Consider the following 14,534-nt stretch of genomic DNA (forward strand, 5'->3'; position numbering starts at 1 on the left):
GCATTCCCTTGAAATTTTTGAAAGTGTTTTTGTGCCGCTCCGCTCGACCGGGACTTATGCATCGCCTTTAATTGGCGCACAATTCATTGCTTTGTTCGACTGTACCGGGCCAGTTCGTTCATATTGGAAATGGGAGGCGCCAGTGGCAGAAACGTCGAAAGCCGATGGCGGACGTCTGACGACGCATGTCCTCGACACCGCGACCGGCAAGCCGGCGGCCGGGTTGTCGATCGCACTCTATCGTCTCGACGGTTCGGCGAGGACACATCTGAAGACGGTCGCAACCAATAACGACGGCCGCTGTGACGCGCCGCTGTTGGTCGGCGCCGAGTTCCGCGCTGGCGAATACGAACTGGTGTTCGCGGCCGGCGACTATCTGCGCGGCCAGGGCACAAAGCTGCCCGAGCCGGCCTTCCTTGACAGCGTGCCGATCCGTTTCGGCATGGCGGAGGCGGTGCACTATCACGTGCCATTGCTCATTTCGCCCTATGGCTATTCGACCTACAGGGGGAGCTGAGGCATGGCCAAGGTCAATATCCGCAACGAAATCCGCTTCATCCTCAATGGCAGGGATGTCGTGCTGTCCTCGGTGGCGCCGGACGCGACCCTGCTCGACTGGCTGCGGCTCGCCCGTTCGCTGCGCGGCACCAAGGAAGGTTGCGCCGAGGGCGATTGCGGCGCCTGCACCGTTCTGGTCGGCAGGCTTTCGGCCGGCCGGCTGGTCTATGAAAGCGTCAATGCCTGCATCCGCTTCCTCGGTTCGCTCGACGGCACCCATGTCGTGACGGTGGAACATTTGCGTGGTCAGCCCGGCCAGTTGCATCCCGTCCAGCAGGCGATGGTCGATTTTCATGGCTCGCAATGCGGCTTTTGCACGCCGGGCTTCGTCATGTCGCTCTATGGCCTGTGGATGAAGTCGCCGGATCCATCGAACGCGGCGATCGAAAAGGCGCTGCAGGGCAATCTCTGCCGCTGCACCGGCTATGAAGCGATCATGCGCGCCGCGCACGCCATCTCCAGCTACGGCAAAGCGGGGAAGGATCCGCTGGCTGTCGAGCGCAAGGCGATCACGGCGAGGCTGGAAGCCTTGCGGGACGGCGCGCGGGTCGAGATCGGTTCGGCCAGGGCGCGGCTCATCGTGCCGGCCAATGTCGACGATTTCGCCACTGTGCTCGACCAGGAACCCGGCGCCACCATCGTTGCCGGCGCGACCGATGTCGGCCTGTGGGTGACCAAGCATATGCGCGACATCTCTCCGGCGGTCTTCATCGGCAATCTCGATGGGCTGTGCACCATCGCCGAAGACAAGGGAGTCATTTCGATCGGCGCCGGCGTCACCTACACCGAAGCCTTTTCGACGCTGTCGAAACGCATCCCGGCGCTGGGGCCGCTGTTTGACCGCATCGGTGGTGAACAGGTGCGCAACATGGGCACCATCGGCGGCAACATTGCCAACGGCTCGCCGATCGGTGACACGCCGCCGCCCCTGATCGCGCTCGGCGCGCGCCTGACCCTGCGCAAGGGCAAGAAGCGGCGCACGATCCCGCTGGAAACCTTCTTCATCGCCTATGGCAAGCAGGACCGGCAGCCGGGCGAATTCGTCGAGGCCGTGCACGTGCCCGTGCCGGCCAAGGGAGAGAAATTTGCCGTCTACAAGATCACCAAGCGGCGCGACGAGGATATCACCGCTGCGCTTGGCGCCTTCTTCCTGACGCTGGCCAAGGACGGCACGGTCGCCGATGTGCGTATCGCCTATGGCGGCATGGCAGCGACGCCGAAGCGGGCGTCCTTTGTCGAAAAGGCGCTGCTCGGCAAGCCATGGACCGAAGAGACGGTCGAGGCGGCGATGGCACAATACGGTAGGGATTTCACCCCGCTCACCGACATGCGGGCCTCAGCCGAATACCGGGCGCTTGCGGCGCGCAACTTGTTGTTGCGTTTCTTCGCCGAGACCAGCGGCACCAGGGCGCCCTTCCAGGTGTCCCGCAACGAGGCGGCATGATGAACAAGCACGCCACATCGAACCTCAAGGCCGAGAAGATCGTCGGCGGCGTCGCCACCGATCAGCGGCATGATTCCGCTCACAAGCATGTCAGCGGCACAGCCGTCTATATCGACGACATGCCGGAACCATCCGGCACGCTGCATGGCTGCCTCGGGCTCTCGGCCGCCGCGCATGCCACCATCACCCGCATGGACCTTTCGGCGGTGCGCGCTGCCTCCGGAGTCGTCGATGTGCTCACGGCAAAGGATGTGCCGGGCGAGAATGATATTTCGCCGACCGGTCGGCACGATGAGCCGGTGCTCGCCGACGGCAAGGTCGAGTTCTTCGGCCAGCCGATCTTCTGCGTTATCGCCGAAACCCGCGAGCAGGCACGCCGCGCCACCAGGCTGGCCAAGGTCGAATACAAGGAATTGCCTTTCGTCACCGACATTGGCGAACTCGATCCGAAGAAGGACAAGCTCGTCACGCCGCCGCTTACCTTGAAGCGCGGCGATGCCGCCGCTGCGATCAAGGCGGCGCCGCGCCGGCTGAAGGGAAAGATGCGCGTCGGCGGCCAGGAGCATTTCTATCTTGAAGGCCATATCGCCATGGCCGTTCCCGGCGAGGATCAGGACGTCACCATCTATTCCTCGACCCAGCATCCGAGCGAAGTCCAGCACATGGTGAGCCATGCGCTCGGCGTACCCAGCAATGCCATCACGGTGGAGATCCGCCGCATGGGCGGCGGTTTCGGCGGCAAGGAAACGCAAGGCAATCAGTTTGCCGCGCTCGCGGCCATCGCTGCCAAGAAACACCATCGCGCCGTCAAGATCCGGCCCGACCGCGACGACGACATGATCGCCACCGGCAAGCGTCATGATTTCCTCGTCGACTACGAAGTCGGCTTCGACGACGAGGGCAACATTCTCGGTGTCGATTTCATGTTCGCCGCGCGTTGCGGCTTCTCGTCGGATCTGTCGGGCCCGGTGACGGATCGCGCGCTGTTCCATTGCGACAACACCTATTTCTGGCCGACCGTGCACGCGCAATCGGCGCCGCTCTACACCAACACCGTGTCGAACACCGCCTTTCGGGGCTTCGGCGGCCCGCAAGGCATGGTCGGCGCCGAACGCGTCATCGACGAGGTGGCGTTCGCGGTCGGCAAGGATCCGCTCGAGATCCGCAAGACGAATTTCTATGGCACCAGCGACCGCAACATCACGCCCTACCACCAGACGGTCGAGGACAACATCATCCAGCGCATCGTCGCCGAACTCGAGGAGAGCGCCAGCTATGCGCGGCGGCGGCGCGAAATATCGGCCTTCAACGCCAACAGCCGTTTCATCAAGCGCGGCCTGGCGCTCACGCCGGTCAAGTTCGGCATTTCCTTCACCGCCACCCACTACAACCAGGCCGGCGCGCTGGTGCATGTCTACACCGATGGTTCGGTGCATCTGAACCATGGCGGCACCGAGATGGGGCAGGGGCTCTACCTCAAGGTCGCGCAGGTGGTGGCGGAAGAATTCCAGATCGATCTCGACCAGGTGAAGATCACCGCGACCACCACCGGCAAGGTGCCCAACACCTCGGCCACCGCGGCATCGTCCGGCTCCGACCTCAATGGCATGGCGGCACAGAATGGCGCCCGCCAGATCAAGGACCGGCTGACCGATTTCGCCGCCGAGAAATACCAGGTGCCGCGCGATCAGGTGCTGTTCCTGCCCAACCGGGTGCGCATCGGCAACCAGGAGATCGCCTTCGCCGATCTCGTCAAGCAGGCCTACATGGCGCGCATCCAGCTCTCGGCGGCGGGTTTCTACAAGACGCCGAAAATCCACTGGAACCGCGACAAGGGCGAGGGCCGCCCCTTCTACTATTTCGCCTACGGCGCCTCCTGCTCGGAAGTCTCGGTCGACACGCTGACTGGCGAATATGTGGTCGAGCGCACCGATATCCTGCACGAGACCGGCCGTTCGCTGAACCGCGCCATCGACCTTGGCCAGATCGAGGGCGGCTTCATCCAGGGCATGGGATGGCTGACGACGGAGGAGCTGTGGTGGGACGGCAAGGGCCGGCTGCGCACCCACGCACCGTCGACCTACAAGATCCCGCTCGCCTCCGATCGGCCGAAGATCTTCAACGTCACTTTGGCCGACTGGCCGGAAGCCGGAGAGCCGACGATCCATCGCTCCAAGGCGGTCGGCGAGCCGCCCTTCCCGCTCGGCATGTCGGTGCTGCACGCGCTGTCGGATGCGGTGGCCAGCGTCGCCGATCACAGGATCTGTCCGCGCCTTGATGCTCCAGCGACGCCGGAGCGTGTGCTGATGACGATCGAGCGGCTGAAAGGTGAGGCGAAGGACTGAATCCGGCAAAACGTGCAATTCAGGCCGAAAAACCCTATGTTTCCCGCACGGGAATGCGAATGATGAATTCGAAAGTGCAAAGCCTGAAAGACTTCCTGGCTGGCCAAGGTCGCATCGCCTTGGTCGAAGTGGCCGGCACCAAGGGCTCGACGCCGCGCGAGAAGGGCGCCTTCATGCTCGTCTCGCGGGAGGCGACTTTCGGCACGATCGGCGGCGGCCAGCTCGAATATATGGCGATCGACAAGGCGCGGCAGACGGTGGCGTCTTCATTTCACCGCAAGCTAGAGGGCAAAGAGGCCCGCATCGAGGTCGATGAAGTCTGCGCCACGCTCGACGTGCCTCTCGGGCCCGAGATTGGCCAATGCTGTGGCGGGCGCGTCGAAGTCTTGATCCGGCTTGTCGACAGCGCGCTCGCTGCTGAGTTGGTTTCGGCGGCCGAAGTCGAAGAAGCCCACCTGCCGCACGTCTATATCTTCGGTGGCGGCCATGTCGGCCAGGCGCTGGCGTCGACGATTGCGCTCCTTCCCGTACACGGAGTCGTCATCGAGACGCGGGCCGAGGCGCTGCAAGGCATGCCGGAAACCGTCGAGACGCGGCTGACGCCGATGCCTGAGGCCGAGGTGCGCAACGCGCCCGCCGGCACTGCTTTCGCCATCCTCACCCATGACCACGCGCTTGATTTCCTGATCGTCGCCGAAGCGCTGAAACGCGACGATGCGGCCTATGTCGGCATGATCGGCTCGAAGACCAAGAAAGCCACGTTCAGGAACTGGTTCCTGAAATCGGCGGATGGCAGCGATGCGGAATTTGCCCGCCTCGTCACGCCGATCGGCGGCGACGCCGTCAAGGACAAGCGCCCCCAAGTCATTGCCGCACTTGCAGCCGCCGAAATCATGACGGCGCTGGTCAGTCACAACACCGCACCAAATGCCGACCGTCCGCATGACAGGGAGATGGCCGGCTAAGTTTTTTGCTGGTGCTCAGGCCGGCCGTCTCAAGCCCAGATGGTCGCGCAACGTGCGACCCTCATACTCCCGGCGAAACAGGCCGCGCCGCTGCAGTTCCGGCACGACGAGCGTGGCAAAGGCATCAAGCTCGCCCGGGAAATAGGACGGCATGACATTGAAGCCGTCGGCCGCCCCGCCTTCGAACCGCGCCTGCAACTCGTCTGCCACTTGCGCCGCCGTACCGACAATGCGCCAATGGCCGCGCGCACCGGCGAAGTGGCGAGCCAGCTGGCGGATGGAAAGGCCGTCGCGGCGCGATTGCTCGACGACCAGCGCCTGCCGGCTTTTCATGCCCTCGCTCTCCGGCAGTTCGGGCAGCGGCCCGTCGATCGGATAGCGCCAGAGATCGGAGATGCTGAGGTAGCTGGAGAGCAGCGCCACGCCGACATCGTCGGGGATCAGTTCCTGCAATTCCTCGTGCTTCTCGCGGGCCTCGGCCTCGGTTTCCGCCACCACGGGCGACACGCCGGGCATGATCTTGATGTCGTCGGGCTCACGCCCATAGGCGGCCATGCGCTCCTTGAGATCATCGTAGAAGGCTTTGGCTTCCTCAAAAGTCTGCGCTGCCGTGAACACCACGTCGGCGGTGCGGGCAGCAAGGTCGCGGCCGACATCCGAGGCGCCGGCCTGGACCATGACCGGCGCGCCCTGCGGCGAACGGGGCAGGTCGAGCGGGTCGCGCACCGAAAAGCTCTGGCCGTGATGGCCGGGAGCCTTGCCGTGCCACAATCCGGTGACCACCTCGGCGAACTCGCGCGCACGCTCGTAGCGGTCGGCATGGGGCTTGAGGCCCGTCGAGCCGAAATTGGCTGCTTCGATCGGGCTGGCCGAGGTGACCAGGTTCCAGCCGGCCCGGCCGCCGCTCAGATGGTCGAGCGACAGAAAGGTCCGCGACAGCCCGTAAGGCTCGTTGTAGCTTGTCGACGCCGTCGAAACGAGGCCGATGTGGCTGGTCCGCACGGCCAGTGCCGACAGCAGGCTGATAGGCTCGAAGCCGATCGAGCGCGACGTCTGGCTGGCGATGCCGACATTGGCTTCGCGCAGGCCCGCGGCGTCCTCGCAGAAGATCATGTCGAATTTCGCCGCTTCCGCCGTGCGCGCCAGCTGGATGTAGTGGTCGATGTCGATGCCGGCCATGACATGCGCTTTCGGGTGCCGCCAGGCAGCGATGTGGTGACCAGTCGCCCAGAGGAAGGCGCCGAGCTTCATCTGCGCGGTCATTGGTCACCTCCGCCGGCAAGTCCAAGATGCGAGCGCAGCGTCGCCCCGCGATAGCCCTCTCGAACAAGGCCGCGTTGCCGCAACGCCGGCAGAACACGATCGGCGAAATCGTCGAGCGCTGAGTGCTGCGCGGGCAACTGGATGTTGAAGCCATCGCAGCTTTTCGCCCGCAATTGGGTTTCCAGCCTGTCCATGCTGGCGGCCGGCTCATCGTCGGGGGCGAACGAGATATTCGTCAGCACCTTCACGGCGTCCGGATCGCGCCCAGCGGCCGTGGCACGACGCCTCAGATCATCAAAGCGTGTTTTCGCGCTCTCGGCCGTTCCGCTCTCCAACAAAATGACATCGGCAGTGCGGGCGGCAATGTCGAAATCGGCTTCTGTTAGGCCCGACAGCACCAGCACCGGCGCATCCTGCGGCGAACGCGCGACGTTCAGCGGCCCGCGCACGGAGAAGAACTCGCCCTTGTGATCGAGCAGGTGCATTTTCTCGGGATCATGGAATCTGCCGCCGGTCTTGTCGAACAGCAACGCGTCGGCATCCCAGCCCTGCCACAGGCCTTGAACGATGCCGATATATTCCTCGCTGCGGCGAAAGTCCGTGTCGGAAAATCCTTCCGGCCGGCTGAAATTGGCGGCTTCGCGTGGGCCTTGCGCCATCGTCGCATGCCAGCCTGCGCGGCCATGACTGATGATGTCGAGCGAGGCAAAACGGCGCGCCAGATTGTAGGGCTGATGGGCAACCGTCGAGGCCGAGGCAACCAGTCCAATCTTATCGGTGACGGTCGCCAGGGAGGCCAGCAGCGTTGTCGCTTCGAATGGGCTGCTTGATAACCCTTCCGCGGAATCGGAAATCACGACCATGTCGATGCCGGCCGCCTCTGCCGCTCGCACGAAGGTCTTGATCTCTCCGAAATCCAGAACGGCCTGTCCTTTGGCGGCAGCGATGTTGAGCGAAATGGCGAGATGCATTGCGTCAACCTAGGTTCGCCGGTGCGCAAGGCAAGTCCGGCGGATAGACCAGTGGACCCTCACTTGTCGGCCAGCCGATTACTTGCCGGCCAGGATATCCTTGATCAACCGCTGGCAGCGCTCCGCCATGAAGTCCAGCAGCAGCCGTACCTTGGGGTCCTGCAGCTTCTTGTGCGGATAGACGGCGGCGAACTGCACCGGCGTCGGCGGCGTGTTGGCCAGGATCACCTGAAGCCGCCGGTCGCGGATGAACGGTTCGACCTCGAAGCGCGGCTTGTTGATGATGCCGCGTCCCGACAGTGCCCAGCCGGTCAGCACGTCGCCATCGTCCGTGTCGTAAGGCCCATGCACCTCGAATTTCTGCGGCCCTGTGGGGGTCTGCAGCGTCCAGACATATTCGCGCGCACCGGAATAGCGCAGCATCAGGCAGTCGTGTTTCTTGCCGATCAGCTCCTGCGGCTCGGCCGGCTCGCCGCGCGCCTCCAGATATTTCGGCGCCGCCACCAGCACCCGCTCGCATTCCATGATGCCGCGCATCCTGAGGCTGGAATCCTCGATGATGCCGAGCCGGAAAGCGACGTCGATGCCTTCCTTCATGATGTCGACATTGTGGTCCGAGAGCCTCAGCCGCACCTCGATGTCAGGATATTTGTCGTGGAAATCGGGAATGCCCGAGGCCACCAGCCGGCGCCCGAGGCCGAGTGGCGCTGTCACGCGAATGGTGCCGCGCGGCTGGCCGGACAAGGCGGACACCGCGGCTTCCGCCTCGGTGATCGCCTCCAGCACCTGCTTGGCGCCCGAGTAGAAAACCGTGCCATGCTCGGTCGGCATCAATTGCCGCGTCGTACGGTTGAACAGCCGCACGCCCAGATGCTTCTCCAGTTCCTTGATGCGGTTGGAGGCGACCGCCGGAGAAATGCGCATGTCGCGGCCAGCCGCCGACAGATTGCCGAGTTCGACGACGCGGACGAAGACGGCGATGTTGTCGAGATAGGCCATTCGGAGCACCTTCGCCGGTTTGCAGCGATTAGCCTAGTATTTTCCATTTTTTTTTGAAAGTCATCGTACACCTCGCCTCTTTCCGTTTGCGTGCGACACCGTAAAGTCGCGTCATCGGCAGGGACGACTTCAATGATGGATTTCGCGATTTTCTGGGACTGGCTGAGCTTCGCCGTGCGGTGGCTGCATGTCATCACCGGCATCGCCTGGATCGGCTCGTCCTTCTATTTCGTAGCGCTCGATCTCGGCCTGCGCCAGCGTCCGGGCATGCCGGCCGGCGCCTTCGGCGAGGAATGGCAGGTGCATGGCGGCGGCTTCTACCACATCCAGAAATATTTGGTGGCGCCGGCCGAGATGCCGGAGCACCTGACCTGGTTCAAATGGGAATCCTACGCCACCTGGCTGTCCGGCTTCGCCATGCTGTGCGTGGTCTACTATGCCGGCGCCGACCTGTTCCTGATCGATCCCAATGTGCTGCCAATGTCGGTGCCGGTCGGCATCCTTTTGTCCATGGCCACGATCGGCGTCGGCTGGGTGGTCTATGATCTCCTGTGCCGCTCGCCGCTGGGAAAAAGCGATACCGGCCTGATGTTGGTGCTTTACTGCGTGCTGGTGTTCATCGCCTGGGGGCTGACGCATCTGTTCACCGGCCGCGCCGCCTTCCTGCACCTGGGCGCCATCACCGCCACGATCATGTCGGCCAACGTCTTCATGGTCATCATCCCCAACCAGAAGATCGTCGTCGCCGACCTGATCGCCGGCCGCAAGCCTGACCCGAAATACGGCAAGATCGCCAAGCAGCGCTCGCTCCACAACAACTATCTGACGCTGCCCGTTCTGTTCCTGATGCTGTCGAACCACTATCCCCTGGCGTTCGGCACGCAGTTCAATTGGGTCATCGCCTCGCTGGTGTTCATCATCGGCGTGCTGATCCGGCACTATTTCAACACCGTGCACAAGCGGGCCGGCAACCCGCACTGGACCTGGCTCGGCGCGCTTGTCCTGTTCATCATCATCATCTGGCTGTCGACCGTGCCGAAGGTGCTGACCGGTGAGCCCAAGGCCTCCGCCTCGGCGGATATCTACATCGCTTCCGCGCATTTCCCGGCGGTGCGCGACACCGTGCTCGGCCGCTGCTCGATGTGCCATGCGCAAGAGCCGGTCTATGAAGGCATCTATCACGCGCCCAAGGGGGTGATGCTCGACACCGATGCTGATATCGCCAACCACGCCCGCGAGATCTATCTGCAGGCCGGCCGCAGCCACGCCATGCCCCCCGCCAATGTCAGCCAGATCACCGACAAGGAGCGGGCGCTGCTGGTGGCCTGGTTCGAAGGCGCGGGGAAATAAGCATGAATTCGACACTTCTGCGCGGCCGCATGCTGTCCTTCGTGCGCTGGCCCGAGACCATCGACGACCATTCGGCCTGGCGCTACGAGGAAGATGGCGGCCTGGTGATCAGCGACGGCAAGATCGTTGCATCAGGCGCCTATGCGGACGTCGAGAAGCAGGCCGGTGAGGGGGCCAAGAAAATCGATCACCGGCCGCACCTCTTGCTGCCGGGCTTCATCGACACCCATGTGCATTTCCCGCAGATGCAGGTCATCGCCTCCTACGGCGCCGAACTGCTCGACTGGCTCAACACCTACACTTTTCCGGAAGAAACGAAATTCGCCAACGCCCAGCATGGCCGCCGCATCGCGCGGCTGTTCCTCGATGAGATGGTGCGGCACGGCACCACGACGGTGGCTGCCTACTGCTCGGTGCACAAGGCTTCCGCCGAAGCCTTTTTCGCCGAGTCGCATGACCGCAACATGCTCAACATCGCCGGCAAGGTGATGATGGACCGCAATGCGCCCGAAGGCGTGCTCGACACGCCGCAATCCGGCTATGACGACACCAAGGCGCTGATCAGGGAGTGGCACGGCAAGGGGCGCCAGCACTATGCCATTACGCCGCGCTTCGCCATCACCTCCTCGCCGGAGCAGATGGAGATGGCCGGCGCGCTGTGCCGCGAGCATCCCGACCTGCACATGCAGACGCATCTGTCCGAAAACCACGCCGAAATCGCCTTCACGCAGCAGCTTTACCCGTGGTCGCGCGACTACACCGATGTCTACGAACATTACGGCTTGCTGGGCAAAAACAGCCTGTTTGGCCACTGCATCCATCTGTCGGAGCGCGAGGCCGATGCGCTTTCAGAGAGCGGCTCGGTGGCGGTGTTCTGCCCGACCTCGAACCTGTTCCTCGGCTCCGGCCTGTTCGACTACCAGCGCTTTCGCCGCCGGGAAAAGTCGCTGCGCATAGCCGCCGCCACCGATGTCGGCGGCGGCACCAATTACTCCATGCTGCGCACCATGGACGAGGGCTACAAGGTGATCGCGCTGAATGGCGAGAAGCTCAACCCGTTCCAGTCCTTCTGGCAGATCACGCGCGGCAATGCCGAGGCGCTGTCCGTGGCCGGCAAGATCGGCACGCTGGATCAAGGCACCGACGCCGATATCGTCGTGCTCGACGCTAGGGCGACGCCGGCGATGCGGCTGAGGATGGAAACGGCGCAGACGCTGGCGCAGGAATTGTTCCTGCTGCAGACCCTGGGCGACGACCGCGCCGTGCGCGAGGTCTATGTCGCGGGGCGGGCGGCCAAGAGCGATATGGCGAATTAGAGCGCCGGGGTGCGTTCATTGCTTGACCCGGCGGCAGCCATCGGTCAAAGCGTGCGGCGAAGTTGACAGGGGAACGACATGGCCGTTGCTGACGACATCGCTCTGATCCGGAAACAGGAAGAAGTTCTTGTCTTCCCAGCCTTCGATGAGGCCGTCGCCTTCAAGATCGGCTCCGCCATCCGCCACCGCGCAATCACCGAAAACCTGCCCATCATCGTCGACATCAGGCTGTGGGACCGGCCGCTGTTCTATGCGGCCATGCCGGGGTCGAATGCTTCCAATCCCGATTGGGCGCGCCGCAAGATCAATGTGGTGAAACGGTTCCTGAGGAGCACTTACCGCATGGTGCTGGAGCAGCAACGCCCCGACCGCGCCTTCAAGATCGGCGAGGGCCTCGACATCTCCGACTATGTGCTCGCCGGCGGCGGTTTTCCGGTGACGGTCAAGGGCGCCGGCGTTATCGGCGTGATCGCGGTTTCCGGGCTGCCGGAGCGCGAGGATCACGGCGTGGTCGTCGATGCGCTGTGCGACCACTTGGGTGTCGACAAGCGTGGGCTGGCACTGGCTACGGACGCCGAATGACCGTGCTCGATCCCAAGGCCTTTCTCACCTCCATCTTCAACGCCGCCGTTGCCGCCGCCGATCCGGAGCGAACGATCAGGGATCATCTGCCGGCCAGGCCGAAGGGTCGCACCATCGTCATCGGCGCCGGCAAAGGCTCGGCGCAGATGGCGGCTGCCTTCGAGAAGGTCTGGGACGGGCCGATCGAAGGGCTGGTCGTCACGCGCTACGGCTATGGCGCGAAATGCGAACGCATCGAGATCATCGAGGCGGCGCATCCAGTGCCGGACGCTGCCGGATTGGAAGCCTCACGGCGACTGCTGGAAAAGGTCCAGGGCCTGACGGCGGACGATCTGGTCGTGGCGCTGATTTCCGGCGGCGGTTCGGCGCTGCTGCCGTCGCCGGCGGCCAACCTGACGCTGGCCGACGAGATTGCCGTCAACGAGGCGCTGCTTGCCTCCGGCGCGCCGATCGCGGCCATGAACACCATCCGCAAGCATGTCTCGACCATCAAGGGCGGCCGGCTGGCCGCCGCTGCCTGGCCGGCCAAGGTGGTGTCGCTGGTTGTCTCCGACATTCCCGGTGACAACCCGGCTCTTGTCGCCTCCGGTCCGACGATCCCCGATACCGGCAGCCGGGAAGACGCGTTGGCGTCGATATCTGCCTATGGCATGAAGCTGCCGGCTTCGGTGATGGCGCATATCAGTTCGCCGGCGGCCGATGCGCCAAACCCTGGAGATGAGCGTTTTTCGCGCAACGAAGTGCATCTGATCGCCTCGGCCGGCGTGTCGCTGGAAGCGGCAGCGGCGGAAGCCAAGCGGCAAGGGATAGAGGCCGTCATCCTCTCCGATGCCATCGAGGGCGAAGCGCGTGAGGTCGGCGGCGTCCATGCCGCCATTGCCCGCGAAGTGGCGACGCGCGACCGGCCATTTTCGAAACCGGTGCTCATTCTCTCGGGCGGCGAAACAACCGTGACCTTGCGGGCAAAAGGCAAGGGCGGCCGCAATTCGGAATTCCTGCTCGCCTTCGCCCTTGGCATCAACGGCGTGCAAGGCATTCACGCCCTGGCCGCCGACACCGACGGCATCGACGGTTCGGAAAACAATGCCGGGGCCTTCGCCGACGGTTCGACCGTCTCGCGCATGCGCGCTGCAAGCGTCGATGCCAAGGCAATGCTGGCCGGCAACAATGCCTGGACGGCGTTCAATGCAGTTGGCGATCTTTTCGTGCCGGGGCCGACCGGCACGAATGTCAATGATCTCAGGGCGATCCTGATCCGATAGGCGACCGGTTCAGGCAACCATCAACCGCTTCACCTCTCTCATATCCCGCAGGAAACGCTCGCGCTCGGCCTCCTTGTCGGCCGGCTCATGGATGCGCAGGATGAAGGAGGGATGGATGGTGATGAACACGCGCAGGCCATCCTCTCGTTCGATCACTTGGCCGCGCATCTTTGTCACCGGTATGGCCTTGCCCAGCAAAGACAAGGCAGCCGTAGCGCCGAGCGCCACGGCAAGATCCGGTTTGATCAGTGCGAATTCCCTGTCGATCCACCAGCGGCAGGCCTGCACCTCACCGGCATTCGGCTTGGAATGGATACGGCGCTTGCCGCGCGGCTCGAATTTGAAGTGCTTGACCGCGTTGGTAACGTAGACTTTTTGGCGATCCACCTCCGCCTCGTCGAGGATCGCGTCGAACACCTTGCCGGCCGGACCGACGAAAGGTTTGCCGGCGAGGTCCTCCTGATCGCCGGGCTGTTCGCCGACGAAGATGACCTTGGCATTGTCAGGCCCTTCGCCGAACACGGTCTGCGTCGCATCGCGCCATAACGGGCAGCGGCGGCAGCCTTTCGCGGCCTCGCGCAGCTCGGAAATGCTGCTGGCGGCATCACCTCCCGGCGTCTGTGTCGGCTCACGCTTTGGCCAATGCTTTGCCTGCACCTTGGCGTGGTGCGGTGCGGGCGTTGTCGGCATTCTGGCAATCATCTCCTTGGCGGCCTTGTCCGCTCCTGCGATCAGCTCTGGAATGAGCGAGGCCTCGGGAAGGTTCCGCCAATATTTCTTCGGCATCTCCTTCTGCATGGCCTTCACCTTCAGCCGCGCTGGATTGAAGATGTTCTCGAAATAGGTGCGCCACAGCGCCTCGGTATCATCCTCAGTCGGAGCATCGCCTTTGGCCGCACCCGGCCCGATCGCCAGCCTTTCACCATCCCAATCGGCGGAGGTGTGCGGCGTCAGGATCGTCCAGCGCATGCCCGTGAAGCGCCTGACGAAGAAATCCGCATTGCGCTCAACGATGAAATGATCAGGCTCGAACCAGGCAACATAACGCTCCTCGGCGCCATCGCCTATCTTCCGGAAGCGCACGAAGGCATGCATCTTGTGGCTGTCGCGCCGCACCGCTTTTTCCATGGCCTCAAGCCGCCTGGTGTCGGGATCCGAGGCGATCGACAGCAGCTTAGGCTCGCTGCGCAGCCGCCACAGCATCCGGTAGAGAAAGGCGAACCGGGTGGGATCGGAATGGCAGAAGGCGGTTTCCGCCTGCCCGATGAAGTCGCGCGGCACCACGAGTTGTGAGCCTTGCGGCGCGGCCGGCAAATCGTTCCGCGTCCGGTCCGAACCGGCCGCGACATGCCAGCTGATATCCTCGGGCCTGACCTCGTTCAGCGCCAGGCGACGGGCCGCGTCGCGCCAACCGGCAAAATCGGTCTCGCTTTCGAGCAAGACACTGTATCGGGCAAGGTTGAGCTCGGCCGACGGCAT

Annotated in this window: 12 protein-coding genes; 8 read left to right on the plus strand and 4 right to left on the minus strand. The window is 63.7% G+C overall.

Going from position 1 to position 14,534, the window contains the following annotated elements; genetic code table 11:
• The first annotated feature begins 142 nt into the window (after positions 1-142).
• The 4 genes from uraH to xdhC all read left to right on the plus strand — a co-directional run bounded on the left by uraH (position 143) and on the right by xdhC (position 5,312).
• On the plus strand, positions 143-517 hold the full coding sequence (gene uraH / locus D3242_RS11180; protein ID WP_064984371.1) for a hydroxyisourate hydrolase: 375 nt from the start codon (positions 143-145) through the stop codon (positions 515-517).
• Between the two features lie 3 nt (positions 518-520).
• Positions 521-2,002, plus strand: a complete 1,482-nt coding sequence (gene xdhA, locus D3242_RS11185) for a xanthine dehydrogenase small subunit (protein ID WP_064984372.1) — start codon at positions 521-523, stop codon at positions 2,000-2,002.
• On the plus strand, positions 2,002-4,347 hold the full coding sequence (xdhB, locus tag D3242_RS11190) for a xanthine dehydrogenase molybdopterin binding subunit (RefSeq protein ID WP_064984373.1): 2,346 nt from the start codon (positions 2,002-2,004) through the stop codon (positions 4,345-4,347). Before xdhA ends, xdhB begins: the two co-directional genes overlap by 1 nt.
• A gap of 62 nt (positions 4,348-4,409) precedes the next feature.
• Positions 4,410-5,312 carry a xanthine dehydrogenase accessory protein XdhC gene (xdhC, locus tag D3242_RS11195; RefSeq protein WP_064984690.1) on the plus strand — a complete coding sequence of 301 codons (903 nt, stop codon included), beginning with the start codon at positions 4,410-4,412 and terminating at the stop codon, positions 5,310-5,312.
• Between the two features lie 15 nt (positions 5,313-5,327).
• Here xdhC and D3242_RS11200 read toward each other — a convergent pair whose 3' ends face one another.
• From D3242_RS11200 to D3242_RS11210, 3 genes are all read right to left on the minus strand, one after another.
• Entirely contained in the window at positions 5,328-6,575 is a 1,248-nt protein-coding gene (locus tag D3242_RS11200; RefSeq protein ID WP_064984375.1) for an LLM class flavin-dependent oxidoreductase, read from the minus strand.
• Positions 6,572-7,546: an LLM class flavin-dependent oxidoreductase gene (locus D3242_RS11205; RefSeq protein WP_064984377.1), complete on the minus strand. Its 975-nt coding sequence runs from the start codon at positions 7,544-7,546 to the stop codon at positions 6,572-6,574. Before D3242_RS11205 ends, D3242_RS11200 begins: the two co-directional genes overlap by 4 nt.
• 78 nt (positions 7,547-7,624) lie before the next feature.
• The gene (locus D3242_RS11210) at positions 7,625-8,545 is read right to left on the minus strand and encodes a LysR family transcriptional regulator (protein WP_010912979.1); all 921 of its coding nucleotides are present in this window, start codon (positions 8,543-8,545) and stop codon (positions 7,625-7,627) included.
• 132 nt (positions 8,546-8,677) lie between these two features.
• On the opposite strand from D3242_RS11210, the gene D3242_RS11215 reads away from it, so the two are divergent.
• The 4 genes from D3242_RS11215 to D3242_RS11230 all read left to right on the plus strand — a co-directional run bounded on the left by D3242_RS11215 (position 8,678) and on the right by D3242_RS11230 (position 13,055).
• Positions 8,678-9,895, plus strand: a complete 1,218-nt coding sequence (locus D3242_RS11215; RefSeq protein ID WP_064984378.1) for a urate hydroxylase PuuD — start codon at positions 8,678-8,680, stop codon at positions 9,893-9,895.
• Positions 9,896-9,897: 2 nt separating this feature from the next.
• Complete coding sequence (gene guaD / locus D3242_RS11220; RefSeq protein WP_064984380.1) at positions 9,898-11,211, plus strand: guanine deaminase; 1,314 nt, start codon at positions 9,898-9,900, stop codon at positions 11,209-11,211.
• A 78-nt stretch (positions 11,212-11,289) separates the two neighbouring features.
• Positions 11,290-11,793 (plus strand): heme-degrading domain-containing protein, encoded by a 504-nt coding sequence (locus D3242_RS11225; protein WP_019862731.1) that lies wholly within the window; start codon positions 11,290-11,292, stop codon positions 11,791-11,793.
• On the plus strand, positions 11,790-13,055 hold the full coding sequence (locus D3242_RS11230) for a glycerate kinase type-2 family protein (RefSeq protein WP_064984382.1): 1,266 nt from the start codon (positions 11,790-11,792) through the stop codon (positions 13,053-13,055). The genes D3242_RS11225 and D3242_RS11230 overlap by 4 nt, the downstream gene beginning before the upstream one ends.
• A gap of 9 nt (positions 13,056-13,064) precedes the next feature.
• Here the strand turns inward: D3242_RS11230 and D3242_RS11235 are convergent, their stop codons facing one another.
• Positions 13,065-14,534, minus strand: a complete 1,470-nt coding sequence (locus tag D3242_RS11235; protein WP_064984384.1) for a UdgX family uracil-DNA binding protein — start codon at positions 14,532-14,534, stop codon at positions 13,065-13,067.

It is taken from the genome of Mesorhizobium jarvisii, assembly GCF_003601985.1.
Taxonomy (GTDB): domain Bacteria; phylum Pseudomonadota; class Alphaproteobacteria; order Rhizobiales; family Rhizobiaceae; genus Mesorhizobium; species Mesorhizobium jarvisii.